Origin of the sequence: Paraburkholderia unamae, from assembly GCF_003096875.1 — a bacterium.
GTDB classification, from domain to species: domain Bacteria; phylum Pseudomonadota; class Gammaproteobacteria; order Burkholderiales; family Burkholderiaceae; genus Paraburkholderia; species Paraburkholderia unamae.
Map to the genome: position 1 here is coordinate 44,276 of NZ_QEOB01000003.1, position 24,560 is coordinate 68,835.

A 24,560-nucleotide genomic window follows, 5' to 3' on the forward strand; every position below is an offset into this window, starting at 1 on the left:
GGCCCGCTCAGACCTGGACGATGCAGCCGTCCACCGGGCACACGGCCACGCATTGCGGCGCGTCGAAGTGTCCTTCGCATTCCGTACATTTTTTTGGGTCGATCACGAAGATGCCACCCTTCTCGCTAATGGCAACGTTCGGACACTCCGGCTCACACGCCGAGCAGCCGGTACAGGTCGAGGCAATGATTTTCAGGGCCATGGGGACACTCCTTGTAATGATGATCTTGTGACTCGCGCCGGGCGCGACGCTTGCGTTACTGCTCAGGCAGCCGCCCCCGCGGCAGCGCCCGTGAACGCGCCCTGCCGGATCGCTGCGTCGCCGCGGTCCTCGTGCACGATCGAGCCACTCGCAATGCGGCCGCGATAGTCGTTGAACCAAGCGAGTGCCGCCTTCTCGATGAACTCGCCGACGTACTGGTCTACCGGCTCGATGCCGGCCTGCGAAAGCTCATCGCGCGGACACGCGCCGATCTTCGCAACGAGCACCGCGTGACAGTCGTTGATCGCGCGCACAACCGACGGCAACTGCTCGTCGTCGCCGTAGCCGCCCTGGCAGTACAGATCCACGCGGCGATGACCAACAAAGAGGGCTTGCGCAGCGCTCACCTCGAAGATCTGGAACTCGGTGACATGGCCGAAGTGCTCGTTGACACGCCCGCCGCCCTTCGTTGCGACCGCCACCAGTACCTTCAGGTCGTCGGCCACGTCGATCGCCCGGGCGGCGGCGAGCGCTTCCTGCTTCGCCGCATGCTGCGCCTCGCGTTCCGCCTCCACGCGATCCTGATATTCGCGGCGCCGGTCGAGGTCGTAGACCACTTCCATCTGCTCGATCTTGTCGAGCGTGAACTCTTCGCTGCGATCCTCACCGAGCAGGCCGACCGCGTCGGCACGACACTGGCGACAGTGACGCATCAGGTTTGCGCCGCCCATGCAGGCATCCTGTACGGCCTTCAGTTCCTGCGCGCTCGGGCCGCGCTGTCCGTTTAGCCCGAAGTACGTTCCGTGCTCTGCCTCGGAAATGAGCGGCATGATGTTATGCAGGAATGCGCCGCGCTTCTTTACTTCGCGATTGACTTCGATCAGATGTTCGTCGTTGATACCAGGAATCAGCACCGAATTAATCTTGGTGAGCACGCCTCGAGCAGTGAGCATCTCGAGTCCCTTCATCTGCTGCTCGTGCAGGATTCGGGCGGCCTCGTAGCCGGTCACGCGTTTGTGTTCCCAAAAGATCCACGGATAGATCTTCTCGCCGACCGCAGGATCGACCATGTTGATCGTGATCGTCACGTGGTCGATGTTGTATTTGCAGATCTCGTCGACCAGATCGGGCAACGCAAGCCCATTGGTCGACAGACATAGCTTGATGTCGGGCGCCTGCTCCTGGAGCATGCGGAACGTGTCGAACGTTTTTTTCGGGTTCGCCAGTGAGTCGCCCGGACCGGCAACGCCCAGCACGGTCATTTGCGGGATCTCGCTTGCCACTGCGACTACCTTTTTCACGGCCTGCTCAGGGGTAAGCTTCTGTGAAACCACACCCGGACGCGACTCGTTCGAGCAGTCGTACTTACGATTGCAGTAGTTGCACTGGATATTGCAGGCGGGCGCGACGGCCACATGCATACGCGCGTAGTGGTGATGCGCCTCTTCCGAATAGCACGGGTGGTTCTTGACCTTCTCCCACACGTCAGGCGGCATGTCGTTGGGACCACCCGACGTGCCACAACTCGCCTTGCCGTCGCCGCCGTGAGTACCGCAGCCGCCACCGGTTGCGGGTCCTTCGATCGTCGCGCCAAGGGGCTTGATCTGCCCGATGCCGATATAGGCGGCAGCGGGCAGCAGGCTTGCGTTCGCGCTATCTTGCATGGAACTCTCCTCGCAACCGACAGTGGCCACGTGCAAGGCTTAAAGCCAGATCCATGCCATATGGAAAGTGTCCGCCTCAACAGCGGTTTGACCGCCTTCCTGTATATTTTGTCGGCGATGCACAGGGTTCAAATCCAACAAGAACCGCGTCGTCTGTCGCTGTTCCGACAAAGCTCACATCCGGCACCGCTGCGGTGGTCAGCGAGCCGCCGCCCGCACGCTGCGCAGGTTGCGACAACTCGCGCGCACGCTGCGCGGAACTTGTCGTCGAAAAGGAATAGGTGCACCGGGTGACGCATGTCGGACTACCGGTGCCTTCGATCTCATCGCGCAAGAGTGCCCGGCGTCCATGCCGCGGGCGGTAGCCGGCTAGAAGCGGCGAACCTCGATGCCGTATTTGTGCAGTGCGTAGCCGATCTGCCGAGGCGTGATCCGCAGCAGCCGCGCCGCCTTCGCCTGGACCCAGCCGCAGCGCTCCATTGCCCAGATGAGCCGCTCGCGCTCGCCTTCTGGCTTGTGCTCCTCGTCATCGACAAGCGGATTGCCGTCTGACGTGCCCCCCGAAAGTTCGTCATCGGCCGGCTCGCCGGGCATCGAGAACGGCGTGACGCGTTCATCGGAACCCGGGTGGTTGTGTCCGCCATGCGATGCAGGAATCTCGCGGATCGGAATGTCGGAAAGACGCACGGGATTAACTGCGTCCTCACGTTCGAGGTGATGCAGCACGCGAGTCAGACACCGGTCCTCCTGGCACAGAAAGGCAAGGCGGTCGATGATCTCGTGATGTGTCATCGTCGCGGTACGCTCAACGCAATTTTCCAGTTCCCGAACGTTGCCGGGCCAGTAACAACCGGTCAGCACGCGCATCGCGTCGGGACTGAAGCGCAGCGCGCGGCCATTGTCGCGATTGAACCGATCCAGGAAATACTGCGCCATTGCCGGAATGTCCTCGCGCCGCTCACGCAATGGCGGCAGCTGGATGCTGACCACGTTGATCCGGTAATACAGGTCGGCCCGGAACTCCCCCTCCTTCACCATTCGCTCGAGGTTTCGATTGGTCGCGAGAATCAGTCGTACATCGACCTTCACGGGCGTTGCGCCGCCCACCCGCTCGAATTCCCGCTCCTGCAACACGCGCAGCAGCTTCGCCTGAAACGACGGCGAAATGTCCCCGATCTCGTCGAGGAACAGCGTGCCGCCGTGCGCCAGTTCGAACCGGCCTTTGCGCTGACCCTGGGCGCCCGTGAAGGCCCCCTTTTCGTGTCCGAAGAGTTCGCTCTCGAGCAACGATTCTGTTAGCGCCGCACAATTCACCGAGATGAACGCGTGCTCGCTGCGCGGCGAGTGCCGATGAATCGATCGGGCAATCACTTCCTTGCCTGTGCCACTTTCGCCTCGCAGCAGCACCGTGGTTCGCGCTGGGGCCACCTGGTGAACCTGCGCGAAGATCTCCTGCATGGGCTCGGACACCCCCACTACCTGATCAAGCGCCTGAAACGGCTTGATCGTCTTCTGCATGCGACGTGCCTCTTCCTGCATCCGGTCGTGCGCGGCGCTCACGCTGCGATGAAGCTGCAACGCCTGGCCCATCAACGTCGACACGATCTTCATCAGGTGCAGGTCGCCAGCAAACCTGCGCGTGCCGCCCGGATTGTCGCAAAACACCGCAAGAACCCCGAGCGTGTTCCGTTCCTGCCGGATTGGCGTTGCGAGCAGCGCGACGTGAGCATTGGCGTCGCCCCCGGCGCTGCCTGTCCGGTCGAGAAATGCGGGTTCGTCGCGCACATCCGGCACGATCACGGGCATGCCGCTCTTGTAGACGCGCCCGACGATCCCCTCTCCCGGCAGAAACTGGACCCGCCGATGCTCATCGCCCGACAGGCCCGCGCTGCAAAGTCCATGCAGTTGCCCGTCGGACTGCGCCAGTACGACGAACGCACGCGTCCAGTCGAGAGCGTGCAACAGATATTGCAGCGACATCCGGAACGTCTGTGCGACATCCAGCGACGAAACGAGTGTCTTGCTGACTTCGTAGACCGCGTCGAGCTCACGACGGGCCTCGCTCGCACCTGACTTCTGCATGAATCCCTCCGCTCGTGCGATGGCCCGATCGCGGCACCACTGCGCAACAACAGCATGAGACGCGATAAAGCAAGAATCAGCCCATGCCAGACAAACATGCGTCTGAGTTTGCACTCGTGGCGACAAAGCCTACAAACGCAACAAGTCCGCTCCACCGTGCAGTACAGGTTACGGACAAAAAAAACAACTGTCGTTCGAAAGGAACGATACAACCGAAAAAAAAGCCATGGCACAGATGTTGCAAATTGTCGCCCGTCTCTCATCCGTCGCCGAGGAGCCCGCCATGCCGGATGTCGCACGCGATCAGGAACGCCGTATCCAGCCCGTCTACCTGGACTACGCCGCCACCACGCCGGTCGACCCGCGCGTCGCGCGACGCATGCTGCCATATATGACCCAGATCTTCGGCAACGCGGCAAGCCGCTCGCACGCTTACGGCTGGGCCGCCGAGGAAGCCGTGGAACTGGCGCGCGAGCAGGTGGCGAGCCTCGTGAACGCCGACCCTCGCGAAATCGTCTGGACTTCAGGCGCCACCGAATCGAACAATCTCGCGCTCAAGGGTGCCGCGCGCTTCTACCGCTCGCGCGGCAACCGAGTGGTGACGGTTGCGACCGAGCACAAGGCCGTGCTCGACACGATGCGCGAACTCGAGCGCGATGGCTTCGAGGTCATCGTGCTGCCGGTACAACCTGACGGCCTTGTCGATCCGGCCGTGTTCGAGGCTGCGCTGACGCCTGGCACCGTGCTCGCATCGGTGATGCTCGTGAACAACGAAACCGGTGTCGTCCAGGACATCGCGGCGCTCGGGGCGCTGTGCCGCGAGCGCGGCGTGCTGTTACACGTCGATGCCGCCCAGGCGGCCGGCAAGGTTCCGATCGATCTCGACACGCTACCGGTCGACCTGATGTCGTTCTCGGCGCACAAGCTCTACGGACCGAAGGGCATCGGCGCTCTTTACGTACGGCGCCGGCCACGCGTGCGGATCGAGGCGCAGATGCATGGGGGCGGTCACGAGCGCGGCATGCGCTCGGGTACCCTGCCGACACACCAGATCGTCGGCATGGGTGAGGCGTTCTGGCTCGCGCGCGAATGCATGCATGCGGACAACAAACGGATCCGCTCTCTGCGCGAGCGTCTATGGATCGGACTCCAGACCATCGAGGCCGTCACCCTGAACAGCGACTTCGCCCGCGGGGCGCCGCACTACCTGAACGTGAGTTTCCAGTACGTCGAAGGCGAATCGCTGCTGATGGGCATGAAGGACGTCGCCGTGTCGTCTGGTTCCGCCTGCACGTCCGCCAGCCTTGAGCCGAGCTACGTGCTGCGCGCGATGGGCCGCGACGACACGCTCGCACACGGGTCGCTCCGTTTCTCTCTCGGTCGCTTCACAACCGGGGAGGAAATCGACTTCACGATTGCCCAGGTGACTCAGGTAGTCAACCGCCTGCGCAACATGAGCCCGCTGTGGGACATGGCGCAGGCCGGCATTCATCTTCATTCCATCCAGTGGGCCGAGCACTGACACCCCGGCCTTTTCATTTCACTCTGGTAGTCCAGTGGAGCACGTCATGGCTTATAGCGACAAGGTTCTCGACCACTACGAAAATCCCCGCAATGTCGGCTCATTCGGGAAAGACGACGATGCGGTCGGCACAGGGATGGTTGGGGCTCCGGCGTGCGGTGACGTCATGAAGCTCCAGATCCGCGTGAACCGAGACGGTGTAATCGAGGACGCGAAGTTCAAGACATACGGTTGCGGTTCGGCCATCGCATCGAGTTCGCTCGTGACCGAATGGGTCAAGGGCAAGACGCTCGATGAAGCGATGTCGATCAGGAATACCCAGATTGCAGAGGAACTCGCGTTACCGCCCGTGAAGATCCATTGCTCGATCCTCGCAGAGGACGCCATCAAGGCCGCGGTCGCGGACTTCCGATCGCGCCAGCGCGCAGCGGATTCGCACGACGTCGACCTCACCACGGATCAGCCGGCCTGCGCGTCCGGCGCAAACTGAACGCGCTCACCCGAACGAGGATAAGCACAATGGAATCGCTTCAACACACGGGCGTCGCCCCTCAGAATGCGACGCCGGCATTTCTAGATTTCACCCCACGCGCCGCTGCCAAGGTCGCATCGCTGATCGAGGAAGAAGGCAACCCGCTGCTCAAGCTCAGGCTCTATGTCTCGGGCGGCGGGTGCTCCGGCTTCCAGTACGGTTTCTCCTTCGACGACCAGATTGCCGAAGACGACATGCAAACCGTCACCGACGGCGTCACGCTGCTGGTCGATGCGATGAGCCAGCAGTATCTGCTCGGCGCGCGAGTCGATTACGAAGACGGCCTCGAAGGCGCGCGCTTCGTCATCCAGAACCCCAACGCCCAGAGTACCTGCGGCTGCGGCAGCTCGTTTTCCGTGTGAGGCGGCAGATCATGACCATCTCACTCACCCCCGCTGCGGCACGGCACGTCGAGAAGTCCCTGCAAAAGCGCGGCAGCGGCGTCGGACTTCGAGTCGCCGTCAAGACAAGCGGGTGCTCTGGCTTCGCATATGCGCTCGAGTTCGTCGATGCGCCCGCCGCGGAGGACCAATGCTTCGAAGCCCATGGCGTGATGATCGTTGTGGATCCGCGCAGTCTGCCTATGCTCGACGGCACCGAACTCGACTTTGTACGCGAGGGACTCAACGAGGGATTCAAATTTCACAACCCGAACGCGACCGCGAACTGTGGATGCGGGGAAAGTTTCGCCGTCTGAACCACCAACCGGACATCCTAACCATGGCCCTGCTACAGATCGCGGAACCAGGCCGCGCCGCCGCCCCGCACCAGCACCGGCTCGCGGCCGGAATCGACCTTGGCACGACCAATTCGCTCGTGGCCACCGTACAGAGCGCTGCGGCCCGGGTGCTGGTGGATACCGCGGGCGAAACCCTGCTGCCGTCCGTCGTGCGTTACCTTCCCTCGGGCGAAGTGCAGGCAGGGCGCGACGCGCAGATACACCAGGCCGACGATCCTGCAAACACGATCGTCTCGGTAAAACGCTTCATGGGGCGACGCCTTGCGGATCTGCCCAATGCCGACACCCTGCCGTACCGGTTTATCGATCGTCCCGGCATGGTGAGCCTTGCGACCGTTGCGGGTGAGCGCTCGCCAGTGGAAGTGTCGGCGGAAATCCTGCGCACTCTGCGTGTTCGGGCCGAAGCGTCACTCGGCGGAGAACTCGCGGGCGTGGTCATCACCGTACCGGCATACTTCGACGATGCGCAACGCCAGGCGACAAAGGACGCCGCAAGGCTATCCGGACTGACAGTGCTGCGGTTGATGAACGAGCCAACCGCAGCGGCGGTGGCCTACGGCCTGGACCGCGCGGTTGAGGGCACTTTCGCGGTCTACGATCTGGGAGGTGGCACCTTCGATATTTCGATCCTGCGTCTCTCGAAGGGTGTCTTTGAAGTGCTCGCAACGGGTGGCGATTCAGCTCTCGGGGGCGACGACTTCGATCAGGCGATTGCGCAATGGCTATGTGAGGCAAACGGTGTTGCCGGTCTCGCATCGCTCGCACCGCATGAACAACGCAGCCTGCTGATAGCCGCACGCGCCGCAAAAGAGGGGCTTTCGCAATCGGAAACGGCCAGTGTCGCAATGACGCTAACGGATGGCACTGTCTGGCAACGAGCCCTGTCCCGCGCAGCCTTCGCTGCGCTCTGCCAACCGCTGATCGATCGCACGTTTGCCGCGACCCGTCGTGCGCTACGCGATGCGAATCTGCGGACGACCGATATTAGCGGTGTGGTCCTCGTCGGCGGCTCGACCCGCATGCCGCTCGCACGCGAAGCGGTGCGCGAATTTTTCGGGCGAGACCCACTCGTCGACATCGATCCCGACCAGGTCGTCGCGCTTGGCGCGGCCAAACAGGCCGACGTACTGGTCGGCAACGGCAACGGCGAAAGTTGGCTGCTGCTCGACGTGTGCCCGCTATCGCTCGGCCTCGAAACCATGGGCGGCCTCGTCGAAAAGATCATCGCGCGCAACTCCACGTTACCCGTGGCGCGAGCACAGGAATTCACGACGTTCAAGGACGGACAGACCGCGATGTCGATTCATGTCGTGCAGGGTGAACGTGAAGCCGTATCGGGCTGCCGTTCCCTCGCGCGGTTCGAATTGCGCGGCATTCCGCCCGCGGTCGCCGGTGCCGCACGTATTCGCGTCACGTTCCAGATCGACGCCGACGGCCTGCTTGCCGTTACCGCCCGCGAGCAGACGACCGGTATTGAAGCACATGTCGACGTCAAACCGTCGTACGGTCTCACCGACGCGCAGGTGGCTGACATGCTGAAAGAGGCGATTGAAACTTCGCTCGATGACATGCAACTGCGCACATTGCGCGAAGCGCAGGTCGACGCACGGCGTCTGCTGGATGCGACCGGGGCCGCACTCGCGAGCGATGCTGCACTGCTATCGGCCGAAGAGTTGGCCAACGTCCGGCAGGCCACCTTCCGTGTGGCCGATGCACTCGAGACCGGCGCATCCCTCGGGCCGCTCAAAATGGCGGCCGCCGACCTGTCCCAGGCCACGGAAGAATTTGCTGCGCGGCGCATGAACGCATCGATACGAAAGGCGCTAGCTGGCCGTGAACTCGACAGCCTTGCCTGAGGGACGAACGACACCATGCCTCGCGTACACGTACTTCCCCACCCCGAGCTGTGCCCCGATGGACAGATCGTCGAAGCCAGGCGCGGCACGTCGCTGTGCGAAAACCTGCTGCGCTCGGGTATCGCGCTCGAACATGCCTGTGAAATGGTGGCAGCCTGCGCGACCTGCCACGTGTACATACGCGAAGGCGGCACATCGCTCGCGCCGCCGGAGGACGACGAAAGCGACCAGCTCGACCATGCATGGGGACTCGAAGCGCAGTCGCGCCTTGCCTGCTGCGTGAAATTGCGAGACATCGATCTGGTCATCGAACTGCCAAGACATACGCGCAACCTCGCGCGCGAGCACTGACGTTTCCGGCTCGCGAGCACTCATCCGTCGCAGCAATCATCCGGGATCCACCGATATCGGGCTCCCCTTGCCTCTCCTTCTCTGTCCATGACAGTCAGTTACGCGCGGCGCGGAAGACCCAGCGCTGCCCGTACCATCCGAACACTACCGCGCCTGTTCGAAACAGGACATTCACGACACGGACAACCGGCAGCCCCCGCTTCGGAAACGACACGCGCCGACGAAAATCATACGGTTAAAGCTGATTTTCGCCGTGATATCGCCTGGCACAGCCCTTGCAATCCAAGTCTGCAACAACCAGAGAGGTCACCGATGTCCAACCCGATCATCAATGACACCACGCTGCGCGATGGCGAGCAGACAGCCGGCGTCGCATTCACGATCGCAGAGAAATGCGCAATCGCCACTGCGCTATCACGCGCAGGAGTCCCCGAACTCGAAATCGGCATCCCTGCCATGGGCGAAGATGAAATCGCCTGCATCAAGGCAATTGTCGACCTGAACCTTCATGCGGGCATGATGGTCTGGGGACGGCTCACCGACAACGACCTTGCCGCCGCCCTGCGCTGCAACCCGGACATCGTCCATCTGTCGATTCCGGTTTCGGACATTCACCTTCAGCACAAGCTGCGGCAACCGCGCAGCTGGGTGCTCGGGCAGGTCACGCGCGTGATCACCAACGCGGCAAAAAGCGGCCGCAAGGTCTCGCTCGGGATGGAAGACGCTTCCCGTGCCGACCCGGCATTCCTGGCTGTGGTCGCACAGCATGCTCAGCAATGTGGCGCGCAACGGATTCGCTTTGCCGACACGCTGGGCGTGCTGGACCCGTTCTCCACCTACGAAGCTATCGCACGGCTGCGCGGCGTGGTCGATCTTGAAATCGAGATACATGCGCACGACGATCTCGGACTGGCCACGGCCAACACACTCGCCGCCCTGCGCGCGGGCGCCACGCACGCCAATACGACCGTCAACGGTCTCGGCGAGCGGGCTGGCAATGCCGCCCTCGAGGAAGTCGTCATGGGCACGCGTCACCTGCTCGGCCGCGACACCGGAGTCGACACCACGGCGCTGCTGGGCATCTCACGCCTGGTTGAACAGGCATCTGGCCGCACCGTCTCACTCAACAAGAGCATCGTCGGTGCAGGTGTTTTCACACACGAGTCGGGCATTCACGCCGACGGTATCGCCAAGCACCCGACCACCTACGAAGGATTCGATCCCGCCGAACTCGGCCGGCAGCGCTTAGTAGTACTCGGCAAGCACTCGGGTTCCCAGAGTGTGCGCCAGGCTTACGATGCGCTCGGCCTGCGCATCGCCGATCGGCTCGTCCCAATGCTGCTCCACCGCATCCGTCATTTCGCGATCCAGTACAAGCAGGCGCCGAGCGAGAGCGATCTGTACCGATTCCTGGCCGAAGCAAACGGCGCGCTGGAGACAGTGTCATGAGCGAGCTTCGAAGCACCATGCCTGACGCGGCATCGTCCGCACCGCAGTATGCACTGGACGCATCGAGGCGTTCGTGGTGGACGCTGCTGCGGGGGGATCTTCGCTGCGTCCACGAACGTGATCCCGCTGCACGGAGCCATCTCGAAGTATGGACGATCTATCCAGGCATACACGCGATCACGGCGTACCGTATCGGCCACGCGCTGTGGTGTCGCGGCTGGCGCTATGCGCCGCGCTGGCTTTCGTATGTCGCACGGATGTTCACCCATATCGATATCCATCCGGGTGCAGTGATCGGCGAGCGTTTCTTCATCGATCACGGCGCGGGCGTCGTAATCGGTGAAACCGCAGAAATCGGCAACGATGTCACGCTCTATCACGGGGTCACGCTCGGCGGCACGAGCTGGCATCCGGGCAAGCGGCATCCGACGCTCGGTGACCACGTCGTCGTCGGCGCGGGAGCGAAGATTCTTGGTCCCATTGTGGTCGGGCACCACGCCCGCATCGCAGCCAACTCCGTCGTCATCGACCCGGTGCCAGAGGGGGTCACCGTGGTCGGCATACCAGGGCGCATCGTCGCACGGGCCACGAGGCCTGCTCCCTATGGTTTCGACCTGAACCACCATCTGATACCCGACCCGGTCGGCAAGGCTCTCGCCTGTCTGCTTGAGCGCGTGGCGCATCTTGAGCAGACCGCGCATACCGGCCCGTGCGCCGCAGCCAGCAAGTGCGGATGCTGCGACGAGTCCTGTGCGCAGGCCACGCGCTTTCCGTCATCGTCCGCTTCGTACATTGGGGAGTAGCCAACATGCAAGGATTCATCGAGCAGTTGGAGAGCCTCTCGTCCGCCGAGGATTTTCTCCAGTTTTTCCGCATTAGCTTCGACCAGAAAGTGGTGAACGTGAGCCGTCTGCATATTCTCAAGCGCTTCTTCCAGTACATCCGTCAACAGGATGCGCTGCCGCAGGACAACGAGGCGGCAATGTTTGCGCTCTATCACGGCCTGCTATTGAAGGCGTACAACGATTTCGTTATCTCCACGCCCGCCGAGGAAAAAGTGTTCAAGGTCTTTCAGGACGTGGACGGAAGGCAGCACGTCTCCCTCGACAACCTGCGCGCGTCGTTACCGGCCCGCGACGCCGCCTGATCTGGAGCCGCCATGCACATCGTCGTCTGCATCAAGCAGGTTCCGGATTCAGCGCAAATCCGGGTTCATCCTGTCACCAACACCATCATGCGCCAGGGCGTGCCGGCGATCGTCAACCCGTACGACCTGTTCTCGCTGGAGGAAGCGCTGCGGCTGAAGGACTGCTTCGGCGGCAAGGTCACCATGCTCTGCATGGGACCGCCACAGGCCGAAGATGCGCTGCGCAAGTGCATCAGTTACGGCGCTGACGACGCGGTGCTCGTCACCGACCGCGCGTTCGCTGGCGCCGACACACTCGCAACCTCCTACGCGCTTGCTGCCGCGATCCGGCAGATCGCAAAAGAGCAGGCCGTGGACATCGTGTTCACCGGCAAGCAGACCATCGACGGCGACACTGCGCAGGTCGGTCCCGGCATCGCGAAACGCATGGGGCTGCAACTGCTCACCTACGTGTCGCGGATCGTCGAACCTGATTTTGATGCGCGCACGATCGTCGTCGAGCGCCGCGCTGAAGGCGGCGTGCAGGTGCTGAAAACCGCACTGCCGTGCCTTGTAACGATGCTCGAGAACACCAACGAGTTGCGTTTCGCATCACTGCCCTCAATGATCCATGCAGCGGGTTATCCGGTGCGCAAATGGAACCGCGAACAGGCCGGCATCGAAGACATCAGCAAGATCGGGCTGAAAGGCTCGCCGACCGTGGTCAGCAAGGTGTTCGGCCCCACGCCCCGCAGCGAGAAAGCGGAAATGCTCGAACTCGATACCTCAAGCCTGCGCGACGTGTCGCTGAATCTGCTGCAAAAGATCTTTACCCGCCATCCGACGCTGGAAGCAGATCTGTTGATGAAGGAAACTCCATGAACTCGCCCGCCGTCCCCAACAACAAACAACCGGCTGCACCCGCAAAGCGCGCCGGCGGTCGCAACCTCGAACTGCCCGAACACCTGAAATCCTACAAAGGTGTCTGGGTCTTTCTGGAGCACGATCGCGGCCACGTGCACAGCGTATCGTGGGAACTGCTCGGTGAGGCGCGCAAGCTCGCCGACAAGCTTGGCGGCAACGTAGCGGTCGCCGTGCTGGGCGGCCCCGACGAGCCGCTTGAACGGTTCGCTGCCGAGGCGTTTGGCTTCGGTGCTGACAAGGCCTACGTGATGCACGACCCGGCACTGCTTGGCTATCGCAACGAGCCGTTCACGAAGGGGCTCACCGATCTCGTCAACAGGTATCAGCCAGAGATCCTGCTGCTCGGCGCGACCTCGATGGGGCGCGATCTCGCGGGCTCGGTCGCCACGACGCTCGCCACCGGTCTCACCGCAGACTGCACAGAGCTGAACATCGACCCGGCGTCGCGCGCGCTCGCAGCCACGCGGCCGACCTTCGGCGGTTCGCTGCTGTGCACGATCATGACGCTCGCCTATCGACCGCAGATGGCCACGGTACGTCCGCGTGTGATGGCGATGCCGAACGCGCAGGCCGATCGCAGCGGCGAGATCGTGCAGGAAACACTCGGCATGATCGAAACTGAGATCGTCACGAAGCTGCTCGACTTCATCGCGGACGCTAACAGCAACCGGATCAACCTGCCCTATGCCGACGTGATCGTCAGCGGCGGCAAAGGTTTGAAGAATCCGGAGAACTTTCGTCTAGTGTTCGAGCTAGCTCGCGTGCTGGGCGGCGAAGTCGGCGCTACGCGTCCATGCGTGCAGGCGGGCTGGGTAGACGCCGAGCGCCAGGTCGGCCAGACCGGCAAGACCGTGCGGCCGAAGCTCTACATCGCGGCCGGCATATCCGGCGCAATCCAGCACCGCGTCGGCATGGAAAGCTCGGACGTGATCGTCGCGATCAACACTGATCCGAACGCGCCGATCTTCGATTTTGCGCACTACGGTATCGTCGGCAATGCGCTACAGGTGCTGCCGGCGCTCACGCAGGCGTTCGCGGATCACCTGGCGCTGCGCGGCAAACAGGCCGCGTGAGGAGAACATGATGAAGAAACCCTCGCAGTTCGATGCAATTATCGTCGGCGCCGGGCCGTCCGGTAACGCCGCAGCTTACGTGATGGCCAGGGCCGGCCTGAAAGTGCTCCAGATTGAACGCGGCGAGTATCCAGGCAGCAAGAACGTGCAAGGTGCGATCCTTTACGCGAAAGCGCTTGAAGAAATCATTCCCGACTTTCGGGACGATGCTCCGCTCGAGCGCCACATCATCGAGCAGCGCATGTGGATGCTCGATGACACGTCGTTCGTGGGCACACACATGCGTAGCGATGACTACAACAAGCCACCGTACAACCGCTACACGATCATCCGTGCCCAGTTCGACAAGTGGTTCTCGGCCAAGGTGCGTGAAGCCGGCGCACTACTGATCTGCGAGACGACGGTCAACCATCTCATCATGGACGGCGACCAGGTGGTTGGCGTGCAATGCGATCGCGAGCAGGGCGACGTCTACGCAGACGTGGTGATCCTCGCAGACGGCGTGAACTCCACGCTTGCACGCAAGGCCGGATTCCACGGTGAAATCCAGGCCCACAACGTCGCGCTGGCCGTGAAGGAGATTCTCTTCATGCCAGAAGAGACGATTCGCCAGCGTTTCAACATTGGCGAAGAAGAAGGCGTCGTGATCGAAATGGTCGGCCGGATCACCGACGGGATGATGGGAACGGGATTCCTCTACACGAACAAGGAGTCGCTGACCATCGGCGTCGGCTGCATGCTGAGCGACTTCAAGAGGAATCCGAACCGGACGAGTCCCTACGTACTGCTCGAACAGATGAAACGCCACCCTTCCATCGCGCCGCTGATTGCCGGCGGGGAAATGAAAGAGTATTGCGCGCATTTGATACCCGAGGGCGGCTTCCACGCCATCCCGCAGGTATACGGCAACGGCTGGATGATCGTGGGCGACTCGGGCGGCTTCGTCAACGCCGCACATCGCGAGGGCTCCAATCTCGCGATGACGACCGGGCGACTCGCCGCCGAAACGGTGATCGACGCGAAAGCGGCCGGACGAGGCTACCGTGCAAATGCACTTTCGCCGTACAAGGCCGCGCTGGATGGCAGCTTCGTGATGAAGGATCTGCACAAATACCGCGACATGCCGGGGATTCTGCACCGCAATCCGCAGTTCTTCACGACCTACCCGGACCTCGTTGCGAACGCCGCCCGGACAATGATCACCGTCGACGGCGTCGACAAAACGACCAAGAAGCAGGAGGTCATCGCGAGCTTTCGCAAAGGTCGCTCGCTCACCGGCCTCATGGGCGACGCATACAAACTTTGGAGGGCATTTCGATGAACACCGTCGCTGTCAACGTCGAGGAAAAACTGTTCCAGAACCGCTACCGTGTGGACGCGGGGCGGCCGCATATCCGCATCAGGAACGCGGATGTCTGTACCAGCGAGTGCGGCGCGAAAAGCTGCACCTTTGTGTGCCCGGCATCGTGCTACAAGGCTGAAGGCAACGGCTCTGTCACGCTGATCACGGATGGGTGTCTCGAATGCGGCAGTTGCCGCATCCTGTGCGCCGAGCACAACAACATCGAATGGGAATACCCGCGCGGCGGGCACGGCATCCTGTTCAAATTTGGCTAAGGAAACGGCAATGAGCAAACCGCAACGACATGTCTTCGTTTGCACCCAGAACCGGCCTGCGCAGCATCCACGCGGCTCTTGTGGAGGTGGCAAGGGCTCGGTCGCCCTTGTTCAGGCTTTCTGGGCCGAGCAGCAAAAGCGCAACGCGTACGAAACTGTCGCGATCACATATTCCGGTTGCCTCGGCCCCTGCGACCAGGGGGCCAACGTGATCGTCTATCCGGAAGCGGTGCTCTATCGCAGCGTGACACCCGACGACGTGGCGGAGATCTTCACCTCGCATCTCGAAGGCGGCACGCCGGTCGCACGTCTCATCGCACCGGAGGCTGTGTGGTGAACCTGTTCACTGGCGTCGAGTCCACTGAACTGTTCGGTGGTGAAGTCCCGCCTGCCGTGAAGCGTCTCGTTGACGAGGCGCGCGGCATGGGGCCCGAGCGGGCGGGCGCCGCGCTATGGACGGCAGTGCTCACGTTTCCAAATTGCCTGCCTCCGTACTATCTGCTCTACAAGTTCCACGCGAGCCGAGGCGAACTGGAGCCGGCGAACGAGGTCGCCCGAAAGGGCCTCGCCGTCGCTGCGGCACAGGCGTCAATCGATCGTGACTGGCGCGCGGTTCAGCCCACAGACGCCGATTTCTCCATGCCTGGGCCCGCCCGCTTCTGGCTCTTTACGCTCAAGGCGCTGGCGTTCATCAGTGTGCGGCGCGGCGAGCGCGTGGTGGCTCGCCAACTTGTCGAGAAGCTCCGAGTACTCGATCCGGCCGACCGACTCGGTTTCGGCGTCGTGGAGGGATTGCTAACACAATCCAGGTCCCAGTAACCACGTAGCCGTCCGCTCGTCGTGCCCCAACGCCACCCGACCACCATGCCGACCATCAGCCATCCGCCACCGTCCGGAGTCGCTGCTGTCGATCGGGCGCTATGTGTGCTGTCCGCACTGGCAAACGGTAACGGCAGCCTGTCGCTCAAAGAGATCGCGAACAACACGGGCCTCCATAAGAGCACGATACTGCGTCTGATCGCCTCGCTCATCCACGCGCACGCCGTTGCGCAGCAACCCGATGGGCGTTACGTCCTGGGGCCTGCGGTTGCAAGGTTCCATGCAGCTTACATGCGGTCCTTTTCTCTTTCGCACTGGACCGTCGCTGCGCTGCACGAACTGGTCAGAACGACCGGTGAGAGCGCCGCGTTTTACGTCTGCCAGGGTGAATTCCGGCTATGTCTTCATCGAATCGCCTCGCCGCACGCGGTCAGGGACAGCATTGAAACGGGAGATCTGCTCCCCCTGGGCAGGGGCGCGGCAGGCCGGGTATTGCAGGCTTACATGCACACCGGCGACCCCGCGCTCGGGGAGCAGATCCGCAATGAACAGGTGCTATTGCTCGCCGGGGACCGCTCACCCGAACTCGCGGGCATCGCAGCGCCGGTATTTGGTCCCCTTGAAGACGTGCTGGGCGCAATTACCCTGATCGTTCCGTTACAGCGGGTACAACGCTCATGGATAGCGTCTGTCCGTGAAAGCGCCCAGGCGCTAAGCCAGCAATTGGGCGGACAGTTCCCACTGCCGGGGTCGCCGAACAACGACGAAAGCACAGCGATTTCCACTCTCTCCGATCGCCCCGCACCGCATACCAAGAGAATGTGCAGATGAATGGCGACAATATAGTCGACTGAGCCAAGCGCGAGTCCCGTATCAGGGTCAACGTGCGGCTTGTTGGCCTCCAACGTGCTCAGTGCGGCATCCGGCGCGGCAGGCAGTTCCTGAAGACTGCCTGTCGACACTCGTTGAGATTCCAGATGTGCTGACCGATCCAACCACTCGGGGCAATCCAGAAGCGACTGGTCGTGAACCTGTCGCTGAATGAACAGCCGCTCGACCAACTGCGTATCACTCAATTTCGCAAGACTCCCGCTCCGGCATGTAACCAACGGCTGCATATTGATGTTGGCGCACGGAGAGCCCCCAGCAGTGCAAAAAACCATGCGTGGCTGCCAGCAGAAAATTGATCCAGAGAAAGTGATGCAACTTGCTGGCGCCGCCAAACTGGAAGAGATATCCGGGCGCATGGGCTGGCAGGTCCGTTCGCTCTTCAAACTCGCGCCCGGCAGCTTCCGGTGGGGATTTCGCCCGCAAGATCGTGACGCTGGGTGGCCCAACTCGAGCACCCTCGGGCTAACAGAAGCATCGGGTTGTGCTGCCAGCATGGCGCGCTCTTGCAACGCTTGGGTGCTTTCATAGAACTGCTATATTTGTAGCAAGGCCTCACGTGAACCGGCAGCCACAGCGCGGGAGGGGCGATCAATCATGAGAAACCGCTCGTCGCTGGAGATCTGCGCACCGCTTGTCATTTCCTGGTCGCTGGCTCGTTCTGCCTGGCGACATTCATCATTGCAATCGCATGGATGACGATAGGCGTCTGTACGCTGGCCTACCGCTCCCTTGAGGACTTTCCGACCGACCGCATTCCGCGCAGCTGGTTGCGCGGTCGGCGACGCTCGCTTGTGCTTTTTTACCACCTCGCATGGTGGCCGTGGTACATGCGAGCGGAACTCCGGGATTTCGCGAGCCATGTCCGAAGCCATCTCGGCCGTCCATGGCCCTCCCGCAGTGGTCCAGAGTCGCCTGATCTGAGAGCCGAAGACACGGCTCAACGAAATAAAGGGCAATCGTAATGAACGCCCCGACGAGCAACCAGCAGCCGAGTAAAGTTTGCGATGCTGCGGTCGGTATTGCGATCATCGCCCTCGGTATTTATTGCCTCGCCGTGTGGCATCAGTGGCTGCCAGCTCTTCGCGGAGCCGGCACTGTCATTACAGCCTATTGCGGCGTCGTGGCTGTATGGCGTTTCTACGACACCGTAATCCGGATACAGCAGGGCTGGTCGTCGGCGTTGTGTCCGCTCGCCCTGGTGGTTGGAGGACTGGGCGCGTTTATCATGGCTTACCAGCATTGAATGAGGGCGCGATTCAAACAGCGAGTACACCTGTCGCTGCGGCACCAGACATTGCTACGGGATCGATCAGGGCTTGCGGCATAGCGCAAATCAGCACGGGCGTCACTACCCGCTCCTCCCGTGTCGCGGGCCCGGCGCAGTTCGATGCGTGCGGCCCAACGCCGGACATCCACCAGACGTGTCAACAGTTCATTCCCGACGACTGTTGCGCGCGGATATCATCGTCGTGCGCGGCTGATTTCCCGTCCGGCATAGACAGCCAGAAAAACCCCAACAAGCATCGCAGCCATTGCGAGCGATTCATCCAGTGAGTCGCCAGGTTGCGATGACTTCGCATAGATCCAGATGACGATTCCGATCGCCACGAGGAACATCCCCATAACCAGCCCCCAAACCGGTCCGGCGGAATGGGACTGCAATCTGTGAGACATCTTCATTGTCGTACTCCACAACACGCGCGTATTCACTACGTACACTTCACGAACCTCAACTCCCAACCAGCTGACGGCCACCTCGCCTACGACCATTGAGATTTCATGTCGCTGCCATGCCGCGCTCAATCGTCCAGGGCCTCGCGCTCAAGTCGATCACGCGAAAGGTGACGGACGTCCTTGCCCTTGACAACATAGATGACAAGCTCCGCCAGGTTTTTTGCATGGTCGCCAATCCGTTCGATGGCCGACGCAATGGACACATAGTCGAGCGCGGAAGAAATAACGCGAGGATTCCCGGCCATGTATGCCGGCAGCCTGCGCACGAATGCCCGGTACTGCTCATCGATTGCCTCATCGTCGCGCATGATCCTGGCAGCCTCGACCGTATCGAGTCGGGCAAATGCCGCGAGCGCGTCGTGGAAGATGGTTCCTGCCATCTGGCCAGATGTCCGGATTTCGGCGATATCCAGATTCCTACCCGCAGGATCATTCGAAATCTTCCTCGTCCGTTTTGCGATCTTGCGCGCTTCATCGCCTGCGCGCTCAAGATTGGTAATGCCTTTGGAGAAGGCCATAAGCCTCCGCAGGTCGGATGCGATGGGTTGGCGCCGCGCGATGATATTGTTGCACTCCGCATCGATCTCGATTTCCATCGAGTTGAGTCGATGCTCCTCATCAATCACCTTCTCGACCAGTCGCATGTCGAAGCGGCTGAGGGCGTTCATTGCATCGGTCAACTGTGACTCAACCAGTCCCCCCATCGCGAAAAACCTGGACGACAGGTGTTCAAGGTCAGCATCAAACTGGCTGGAAATATGCTTGTCTGGCATGAAAAACTCCCGCATTCCAGAAAGACGATAAACTGTTTGTACGGTTTGTCAAACGCGAAAAAAACCATGAAGCCAAAAGCTACCAGGAACGCAAACGCCAGACGGGCACATGCATCCCCTGACGGCGGTGGCCGCGAGGCCGCGGGCGGCGGGAAGTCAGTCGAGCCTGCGAGGACCGGGGGTGTGGCGTCCAGGCCACAGACCCGAACGGCAACGCCTGTTCAGGCGACGCCTGCGCGCGCTGTCCGGCACCACAAGGAGCATGTGAAACCGGAAAAGGTCGTACGCGACACCTTCACAATGCCAAGGGAGGATTACGAGCAGCTCGCGGTGCTCAAGCAGCGGTGCCTCGGCGCGGGCGTTGCCGTAAAAAAGAGCGAGCTTGTGCGTGCAGGACTGCTTCTGCTGGCATCTGTGCCAACGAAACACCTTCTTGCGGCCGTCAAGGCAGTCGAGCCGGTCAAGACGGGCCGGCCACCGAAAACCAAATGAGCCGTGTTCGACTCCCGACCATCGCACCGAGTCATTGCAACGATCAGGAACTGGCACGCGGACGTAGCAACCGGCTTGCCCGGGGCTGCGGAGAAAAAGCAGGAATGCTAACGGGCCCCGCTCCTGTGTGGGTACGCGCGCAACGCGCGACACGGATCGTGCCGTCGTTCCAGGTTGCAGTGGCATCGCCGTCGCTGATGCGGCTCGCGCACTCATGCGATCTTTCTGAGACGATAACCCACGCCGCGCACCGTCACGATCCTTTGCGCACCGATCTTCTGCCGCAGACGATGCACATGAACTTCGATCGCATTGCTGTCGATTTCGTCGTCCAGGCCGTACACCTTCCTCAGAAGGTCATGATGGGTAAAAACCCGCTCCGGTTCTTCGATAAGCGGCCCGAGCAGAGTGAACTCACGCGGTAGAAGGTCGAGCGCCGCTCCATGCAGGGTCGCCTCGTGGGAAACGTGGTTCAGCAAAAGACCATCGTGTGCGTACACTCCCGCCGCCTGCCCCGTACGACGACGCATCAGCACGCTGATACGTGCCGTGAGTTCATCGAGGTCAAAAGGCTTGATCAGGTAATCGTCCACGCCTGCGTTGAGCGCCCCAATACGGCTTTCTACTGCATCCAGGGCTGTCAGGATGATCACCGGGGCGCGCCCGCCGAGCCTGCGGTAATGGTTCAGCAGGTCGAGCCCTTCATCTCCTGGCAGACCCAGGCCCAGCATGATCAGGTCATACGTTGTTCCGTCGCAAAGGGACGACTCCGCTTCGCGCCGGTCGCGTGCCCAGTTGATCATATGGCCCGCGCACCGCATCGTTTCCACCACCGGCGCGGCAAGCATCCCGTCGTGTTCAACCAGCAGCAGGCGCGTGGTGCAGCCCTCCTGACACGCTATCATTGTCGGCGCGCATCGCATAACGCATGCTTAAGTTTCCCTTAAGCTCCTGCTACCGACAATCCGCCGGAATACTGAGCCCGGCCATCCATTCGAGCCACCATTGTGGTTCCTCGCGGAGAATGCCAGGAATGTGGGGGGCTCAAACTTCACGCGCAGGAGACCTGGACATGTCCAGCAGGAACAAACCCCGCTCCCTTCGTCAGCCCACCTCAAGGGCGCTCTCGAAAGCACTGCTCCTTCCGATGTCCCGTAGCAAAGCACCCAGTCTTGCGCTGCGCACGCGAATCGCGCACGAGCGGCGGCGCAACGGCGAGGCCGGCCGCGCACTGATCAGTCACATGTCCCAGATCGTCTTCATCACTGGCTACATCACCCGCACAGGATTCGGCAGGCTCGATGTCGACGATATTGATCGCATCGAGCGAACTCTCGACGAGGTACTTCTCAAGGCTGGCCGGACAGGCGAATGGAGACTACCGGATTCGTTGATCCGCGAACTGACGACGGTGGTGAACGAGTACGATCGGCAGCTCGCCACCACCCGCGTCGAGATCGTTGCGCGGGCGAGCGAGCACCTCGAAAGGCGCATGGTGCAGGCCGCGCGGCAGCCCGGTGGTGCGATGGATGGCGGCCCTGCCCATGCGGGGGCCGCGTGATGCCTGCCCGTTGAACATTCGCCGCCACTGCGCCGAGGTTCAGGCTGACGACAGGACACGGCCATACCGTTACCCGGCAAATGGTCCAATCCTCAATGGTTACGCGATGTCCGGCGCAGGTCGCGCCGTGTCCAGCCGCGGCGTGACGAACGCGCCAGCCGTGTGCCGGCTGAGTCACGCGATTGCGAGAGGTCATGCTTGCCTGCAACGTCAGGTTCGTCGCCGGTTTCGGGCAGCACGCCGACGCACGGGTCGTGCTCCAGAGGAAGAAATACAGTCTTTCGCCCAGCTAGCTCGAAAACGCCAGCCAGTTCAACCATGCTACGTCGTAGCACGTGCTGTGACCCGGACGACCACCGAACCGGACGCCGTTGTCCAGGAGAAATATCGAACCGGTCTGGGGCAGCGCCTCTGGCTGCCACGAGCCAGCATCGATGCTGGCTTCACCGGAATGAGGGAGGAGCCTGTGGCGCGTGGCTCGACCACGCTGATTGCCACTGGAGAACTCCCCGCTGGTCAGATTCTCTCCGGGACAAAATTCGATGACAAGGCATCGCGCCAGATAAGCCGCAAAGCCGACACGTCAGATTGCACCGGCTCCCGGCAGGGGCTAGCCAGCCGCCCCGGCGCCGTGCGGATTGCTGTCGTCATCCTTTTCAAGGTCGCGGACATCGAGTGCAAGCACACGGCCGACTTCGCGCGCGAACTCCTCCATGACCGCAAGACATTCCGGGCTTTCTGGGGAAAAGTCTTCAGGATTCCTCTTTCCCTGTGCCCGTCTGATTGCACGGATACTGGTCTCAAGCGCCCGTGCCTCCGCCCAGACGGGATTGTTTTCGGGAGAGTCTGGTTGCTCATGCGCCATGCATGTATTTTCGGCCGCCGGGGCACAAACTTTAACGGGCTGGTCCGTGACATTCAGGGCAATATCACGAACGGTCGAAAGCTCCTTACGCCCCTGATCCAGTCTGATTAGGCGCAGTCGAGCCAGCTGGAACGCGCGCTACCGGGTGGCAATCGCCCGCGTTTCGCCCGGCCCACGGCCCGACCCTACCGGAAGCGCGACCCGGGGGCGCTGGCTACGCGGAAACGAGCCCGGACGCCGCCACTTCATGACTGAACAGCAGCTTGATGATCTCGCGCGTCGGCACGCTGGTGATGAGCGTGGCCACCTTCCCGGGGCGAAACCACCGGCATCGCTGGATTTCATTGCCCGGCACAGGCCTCGCCGCATCGGGCAACAGCGTGAAAAAGACGTGATGGCGTTTGCTCAGGCCTCCGAACTGGAACAGATAGCCCAGTTCGCAGCCCTCGATTGTTGTCTCTTCACTGAGTTCCCGAATTGCCGCATCCACCGCAGACTCGCCCGGCCGGATCGTGCCGCCGGGCAGCGCCCATCTTGCCCTTCCGCGTTCGACGAGAAGGACTCTTCCGCGTTGCCAGCACACGACGGTGGCTCGTTCTTTCATGATTCCGGTTTTCACTGCAGGTGCAATATTTCTTAGACGAATCGAAACGTTACCGGGGAACGCCGGCGGAGTCACGCCCTCGCAGATAACGCCGGCAGAAAGCTGAGATATCGAGCATCCTATGCTGCCGGGAAGATAAGACCATGAGAACCCGCTCGCCGTTCGAAATCTGTGCGCCATTCGGCATTTTCGTCATTGCCTGCGCACTTTCCATTCCGACGCTCGTCATCGCGATGGCCTGGATGACGCTCGGCGTCTGCTGTCTGGGCTACCGGACACTTGCGGACTTCCCGACTGACGGCGTGCCGCACCGGTGGCGCCACGGGATGCGCGGCGGCTGCCTCCTTTTCTATCATCTTGCAGGGTGGCCGTGGTACATGCGTCATGACCTGCGTGCGTTCGCCAGGCACAGCCAGAGGTTCACTTCTGGCAAACGCTCGCGTAATCGCGGCGCGCGCGCTGATCACGATGCCAACGGGAAGCACCACTGAACATCGCAGGCCTGAAGTCCTGCGAAGGCCCTGCGCAGTCAGTCCGCTTCCTGCGGCCTGGGCCGGTAGCCGCGGTGGTGCTCCTGAAGCCAGCACTCGCACGTCACAACGTGAGACGCAAAGTCGGCGCCGCGCGCCTGCAGCAGCTTGACCCAGCAAAGCACGTGGGGCACGGGGACCGGATTGACGGGCTCGCGACAAAGCGTGCAGAGCAGGAACCGGGCCGCATCCTTGAGCGAACCCGTCACAAGGACGGGTGGCGCGATCTCATGCTGTGGCACGTATGGCATGTCCTGCATCTCCCGCGTCGCACAGTGCAATCAGAATGGAGCGCGGGCGTCACCGGAGCGATCGCAACGGCACGCGTCGTCCAGACGGTCCAGGAGACCAAGGACGTCCCTCGCCTGCTTTTCGACGTGCATGGGCAGCGTGGGCGTGGCCAGAATGGTCGTTACCCTGGCGCGCCAGTAGTTTAGACTGGCTACCGATCCGGGTTCTATGTCACGCGCCCTGTCTACCGCGTGTTCAAAATGGCTGACGACGCTTCTGATGTGCACCAGATCCTGCTCGGCAAAATCGTAGCTCATGGTGGATTCCCCTGATTTTAATTAGTAGTATTAATCATTATTCCCGCTTTTTCTGCCCCCCTGCAGATCGCGCAGCGAGACGGTCCGCCCGGGGGCGTCCTAGTGTCGCGACCGGGTCCGTTGCCACCATTCATGGTGATCAAGATTGCGCAGCAGATCGGCCCGGCGCCGTTCACGCCGACAGTGAGCCGCGACACCGGCTGCCGCGATGACGAGCGCGATTGCGCCCACACCCATACCCATACCCAGCCAAGATTGGTCCATGCCAGCCTCCCCGGTTAAGCCCTGCTCGCCGCTTCCCGGTGCGCAGAGCACGGTGCATCTATATCGTCCCGACGACAGTGCAACGATAGCCTGTCGCGCCTTAGCACGCTCTGGCAATCGCACGCAGGAAGGCATAGCCCCGCGGAGTGACGCGAGGCATGGGTATGCCCGTTTCGGGTGGCTCGATCGCGATCAGCTGCAGCTCGCGAAGCGCGCCCAGCTCTTCGCGGTTCGCTTCCATCCGCTCCGGCGCATCCTTCACCAGCATCAACGTGGCAAGTTCGTGGGGACTCAGCATGGCATTGCCTTGAGGTGGGGAAATGAAAGCGACATCCGGCGGCA

General features: G+C 61.9%; 32 protein-coding genes. 22 read left to right on the forward strand and 10 right to left on the reverse strand.

The features are described 5' to 3' along the window. Nucleotides 1–7 precede the first annotated feature (7 nt). From C7402_RS07060 to nifA, 3 genes are all read right to left on the reverse strand, one after another. Complete coding sequence (locus tag C7402_RS07060) at nucleotides 8–202, reverse strand: 4Fe-4S binding protein (protein ID WP_112174992.1); 195 nt, start codon at nucleotides 200–202, stop codon at nucleotides 8–10. 62 nt (nucleotides 203–264) lie between these two features. Beyond that, the gene (gene nifB, locus C7402_RS07065) at nucleotides 265–1,866 is read right to left on the reverse strand and encodes a nitrogenase cofactor biosynthesis protein NifB (RefSeq protein WP_112174991.1); all 1,602 of its coding nucleotides are present in this window, start codon (nucleotides 1,864–1,866) and stop codon (nucleotides 265–267) included. 369 nt (nucleotides 1,867–2,235) lie between these two features. Next, nucleotides 2,236–3,948: a nif-specific transcriptional activator NifA gene (nifA, locus tag C7402_RS07070; protein WP_112174990.1), complete on the reverse strand. Its 1,713-nt coding sequence runs from the start codon at nucleotides 3,946–3,948 to the stop codon at nucleotides 2,236–2,238. 283 nt (nucleotides 3,949–4,231) lie between these two features. Here nifA and C7402_RS07075 point away from each other — a divergent pair, with 283 nt between their 5' ends. The 18 genes from C7402_RS07075 to C7402_RS07155 all read left to right on the forward strand — a co-directional run bounded on the left by C7402_RS07075 (nucleotide 4,232) and on the right by C7402_RS07155 (nucleotide 18,090). Beyond that, nucleotides 4,232–5,470: an IscS subfamily cysteine desulfurase gene (locus tag C7402_RS07075; protein WP_112175076.1), complete on the forward strand. Its 1,239-nt coding sequence runs from the start codon at nucleotides 4,232–4,234 to the stop codon at nucleotides 5,468–5,470. Between the two features lie 46 nt (nucleotides 5,471–5,516). Next, complete coding sequence (iscU, locus tag C7402_RS07080; RefSeq protein WP_112174989.1) at nucleotides 5,517–5,960, forward strand: Fe-S cluster assembly scaffold IscU; 444 nt, start codon at nucleotides 5,517–5,519, stop codon at nucleotides 5,958–5,960. A 29-nt stretch (nucleotides 5,961–5,989) separates the two neighbouring features. Beyond that, complete coding sequence (erpA, locus tag C7402_RS07085) at nucleotides 5,990–6,364, forward strand: iron-sulfur cluster insertion protein ErpA (RefSeq protein ID WP_112174988.1); 375 nt, start codon at nucleotides 5,990–5,992, stop codon at nucleotides 6,362–6,364. An 11-nt stretch (nucleotides 6,365–6,375) separates the two neighbouring features. Beyond that, on the forward strand, nucleotides 6,376–6,699 hold the full coding sequence (gene iscA, locus C7402_RS07090) for an iron-sulfur cluster assembly protein IscA (protein ID WP_112174987.1): 324 nt from the start codon (nucleotides 6,376–6,378) through the stop codon (nucleotides 6,697–6,699). A 23-nt stretch (nucleotides 6,700–6,722) separates the two neighbouring features. Continuing rightward, entirely contained in the window at nucleotides 6,723–8,597 is a 1,875-nt protein-coding gene (gene hscA, locus C7402_RS07095; RefSeq protein ID WP_112174986.1) for a Fe-S protein assembly chaperone HscA, read from the forward strand. A gap of 15 nt (nucleotides 8,598–8,612) precedes the next feature. Further along, nucleotides 8,613–8,948, forward strand: a complete 336-nt coding sequence (gene fdx, locus C7402_RS07100; RefSeq protein ID WP_112174985.1) for an ISC system 2Fe-2S type ferredoxin — start codon at nucleotides 8,613–8,615, stop codon at nucleotides 8,946–8,948. Nucleotides 8,949–9,260: 312 nt separating this feature from the next. Next, nucleotides 9,261–10,397, forward strand: a complete 1,137-nt coding sequence (nifV, locus tag C7402_RS07105; RefSeq protein ID WP_112174984.1) for a homocitrate synthase — start codon at nucleotides 9,261–9,263, stop codon at nucleotides 10,395–10,397. Between the two features lie 17 nt (nucleotides 10,398–10,414). Then, nucleotides 10,415–11,200 (forward strand): serine O-acetyltransferase, encoded by a 786-nt coding sequence (gene cysE / locus C7402_RS07110; protein WP_112175075.1) that lies wholly within the window; start codon nucleotides 10,415–10,417, stop codon nucleotides 11,198–11,200. Nucleotides 11,201–11,205: 5 nt separating this feature from the next. Next, the gene (gene nifW, locus C7402_RS07115; protein WP_112174983.1) at nucleotides 11,206–11,544 is read left to right on the forward strand and encodes a nitrogenase stabilizing/protective protein NifW; all 339 of its coding nucleotides are present in this window, start codon (nucleotides 11,206–11,208) and stop codon (nucleotides 11,542–11,544) included. Nucleotides 11,545–11,556: 12 nt separating this feature from the next. Continuing rightward, complete coding sequence (locus C7402_RS07120; RefSeq protein WP_112174982.1) at nucleotides 11,557–12,405, forward strand: electron transfer flavoprotein subunit beta/FixA family protein; 849 nt, start codon at nucleotides 11,557–11,559, stop codon at nucleotides 12,403–12,405. Continuing rightward, on the forward strand, nucleotides 12,402–13,520 hold the full coding sequence (locus tag C7402_RS07125; RefSeq protein ID WP_112174981.1) for an electron transfer flavoprotein subunit alpha/FixB family protein: 1,119 nt from the start codon (nucleotides 12,402–12,404) through the stop codon (nucleotides 13,518–13,520). Before C7402_RS07120 ends, C7402_RS07125 begins: the two co-directional genes overlap by 4 nt. 10 nt (nucleotides 13,521–13,530) lie before the next feature. Continuing rightward, nucleotides 13,531–14,841 carry an FAD-dependent monooxygenase gene (locus C7402_RS07130; protein ID WP_112174980.1) on the forward strand — a complete coding sequence of 437 codons (1,311 nt, stop codon included), beginning with the start codon at nucleotides 13,531–13,533 and terminating at the stop codon, nucleotides 14,839–14,841. Further along, a complete protein-coding gene (locus C7402_RS07135; protein ID WP_112174979.1) occupies nucleotides 14,838–15,137 on the forward strand; it encodes a ferredoxin family protein in 300 nt (99 codons plus the stop codon). Before C7402_RS07130 ends, C7402_RS07135 begins: the two co-directional genes overlap by 4 nt. 10 nt (nucleotides 15,138–15,147) lie before the next feature. Beyond that, complete coding sequence (locus C7402_RS07140) at nucleotides 15,148–15,474, forward strand: (2Fe-2S) ferredoxin domain-containing protein (protein WP_112174978.1); 327 nt, start codon at nucleotides 15,148–15,150, stop codon at nucleotides 15,472–15,474. Continuing rightward, nucleotides 15,471–15,956, forward strand: coding sequence for a hypothetical protein (locus C7402_RS07145; protein WP_112175074.1), 486 nt, complete (start codon nucleotides 15,471–15,473; stop codon nucleotides 15,954–15,956). The genes C7402_RS07140 and C7402_RS07145 overlap by 4 nt, the downstream gene beginning before the upstream one ends. Nucleotides 15,957–16,001: 45 nt before the next feature. Beyond that, on the forward strand, nucleotides 16,002–16,787 hold the full coding sequence (locus tag C7402_RS07150) for an IclR family transcriptional regulator (protein ID WP_116610105.1): 786 nt from the start codon (nucleotides 16,002–16,004) through the stop codon (nucleotides 16,785–16,787). Nucleotides 16,788–17,105: 318 nt separating this feature from the next. Continuing rightward, entirely contained in the window at nucleotides 17,106–17,375 is a 270-nt protein-coding gene (locus C7402_RS47380; RefSeq protein WP_133254420.1) for a hypothetical protein, read from the forward strand. A 433-nt stretch (nucleotides 17,376–17,808) separates the two neighbouring features. Then, a complete protein-coding gene (locus C7402_RS07155) occupies nucleotides 17,809–18,090 on the forward strand; it encodes a hypothetical protein (protein ID WP_112174976.1) in 282 nt (93 codons plus the stop codon). 218 nt (nucleotides 18,091–18,308) lie between these two features. Here C7402_RS07155 and C7402_RS07160 read toward each other — a convergent pair whose 3' ends face one another. Both C7402_RS07160 and phoU read right to left on the reverse strand, forming a co-directional pair. Continuing rightward, nucleotides 18,309–18,527 carry a hypothetical protein gene (locus C7402_RS07160; protein ID WP_112175073.1) on the reverse strand — a complete coding sequence of 73 codons (219 nt, stop codon included), beginning with the start codon at nucleotides 18,525–18,527 and terminating at the stop codon, nucleotides 18,309–18,311. A 119-nt stretch (nucleotides 18,528–18,646) separates the two neighbouring features. Beyond that, a complete protein-coding gene (gene phoU / locus C7402_RS07165; protein WP_116610106.1) occupies nucleotides 18,647–19,354 on the reverse strand; it encodes a phosphate signaling complex protein PhoU in 708 nt (235 codons plus the stop codon). 264 nt (nucleotides 19,355–19,618) lie between these two features. Here phoU and C7402_RS48160 point away from each other — a divergent pair, with 264 nt between their 5' ends. Continuing rightward, nucleotides 19,619–19,846, forward strand: a complete 228-nt coding sequence (locus C7402_RS48160; RefSeq protein ID WP_308012609.1) for a hypothetical protein — start codon at nucleotides 19,619–19,621, stop codon at nucleotides 19,844–19,846. Between the two features lie 212 nt (nucleotides 19,847–20,058). Here C7402_RS48160 and C7402_RS07175 read toward each other — a convergent pair whose 3' ends face one another. Next, entirely contained in the window at nucleotides 20,059–20,751 is a 693-nt protein-coding gene (locus C7402_RS07175) for a winged helix-turn-helix domain-containing protein (RefSeq protein WP_112175072.1), read from the reverse strand. A gap of 167 nt (nucleotides 20,752–20,918) precedes the next feature. Here C7402_RS07175 and C7402_RS07180 point away from each other — a divergent pair, with 167 nt between their 5' ends. Together C7402_RS07180 and C7402_RS46820 are read left to right on the forward strand one after the other, a co-directional pair. After that, nucleotides 20,919–21,407, forward strand: a complete 489-nt coding sequence (locus C7402_RS07180) for a hypothetical protein (protein ID WP_116610107.1) — start codon at nucleotides 20,919–20,921, stop codon at nucleotides 21,405–21,407. Nucleotides 21,408–21,747: 340 nt separating this feature from the next. Then, nucleotides 21,748–22,383, forward strand: a complete 636-nt coding sequence (locus tag C7402_RS46820; RefSeq protein WP_165841808.1) for a hypothetical protein — start codon at nucleotides 21,748–21,750, stop codon at nucleotides 22,381–22,383. 103 nt (nucleotides 22,384–22,486) lie between these two features. Here C7402_RS46820 and C7402_RS07190 read toward each other — a convergent pair whose 3' ends face one another. Next, nucleotides 22,487–22,876, reverse strand: a complete 390-nt coding sequence (locus C7402_RS07190) for an NUDIX hydrolase (RefSeq protein ID WP_112175071.1) — start codon at nucleotides 22,874–22,876, stop codon at nucleotides 22,487–22,489. 143 nt (nucleotides 22,877–23,019) lie between these two features. On the opposite strand from C7402_RS07190, the gene C7402_RS07195 reads away from it, so the two are divergent. Continuing rightward, nucleotides 23,020–23,367, forward strand: a complete 348-nt coding sequence (locus C7402_RS07195) for a hypothetical protein (RefSeq protein WP_112174973.1) — start codon at nucleotides 23,020–23,022, stop codon at nucleotides 23,365–23,367. Nucleotides 23,368–23,405: 38 nt separating this feature from the next. Here the strand turns inward: C7402_RS07195 and C7402_RS47385 are convergent, their stop codons facing one another. From C7402_RS47385 to C7402_RS07210, 3 genes are all read right to left on the reverse strand, one after another. Then, the gene (locus C7402_RS47385) at nucleotides 23,406–23,657 is read right to left on the reverse strand and encodes a hypothetical protein (RefSeq protein ID WP_133254421.1); all 252 of its coding nucleotides are present in this window, start codon (nucleotides 23,655–23,657) and stop codon (nucleotides 23,406–23,408) included. Nucleotides 23,658–23,687: 30 nt separating this feature from the next. Continuing rightward, on the reverse strand, nucleotides 23,688–23,954 hold the full coding sequence (locus C7402_RS07205) for a hypothetical protein (RefSeq protein ID WP_112174971.1): 267 nt from the start codon (nucleotides 23,952–23,954) through the stop codon (nucleotides 23,688–23,690). Nucleotides 23,955–24,318: 364 nt separating this feature from the next. After that, on the reverse strand, nucleotides 24,319–24,516 hold the full coding sequence (locus C7402_RS07210; RefSeq protein WP_112174970.1) for a hypothetical protein: 198 nt from the start codon (nucleotides 24,514–24,516) through the stop codon (nucleotides 24,319–24,321). Nucleotides 24,517–24,560: the final 44 nt, after the last annotated feature.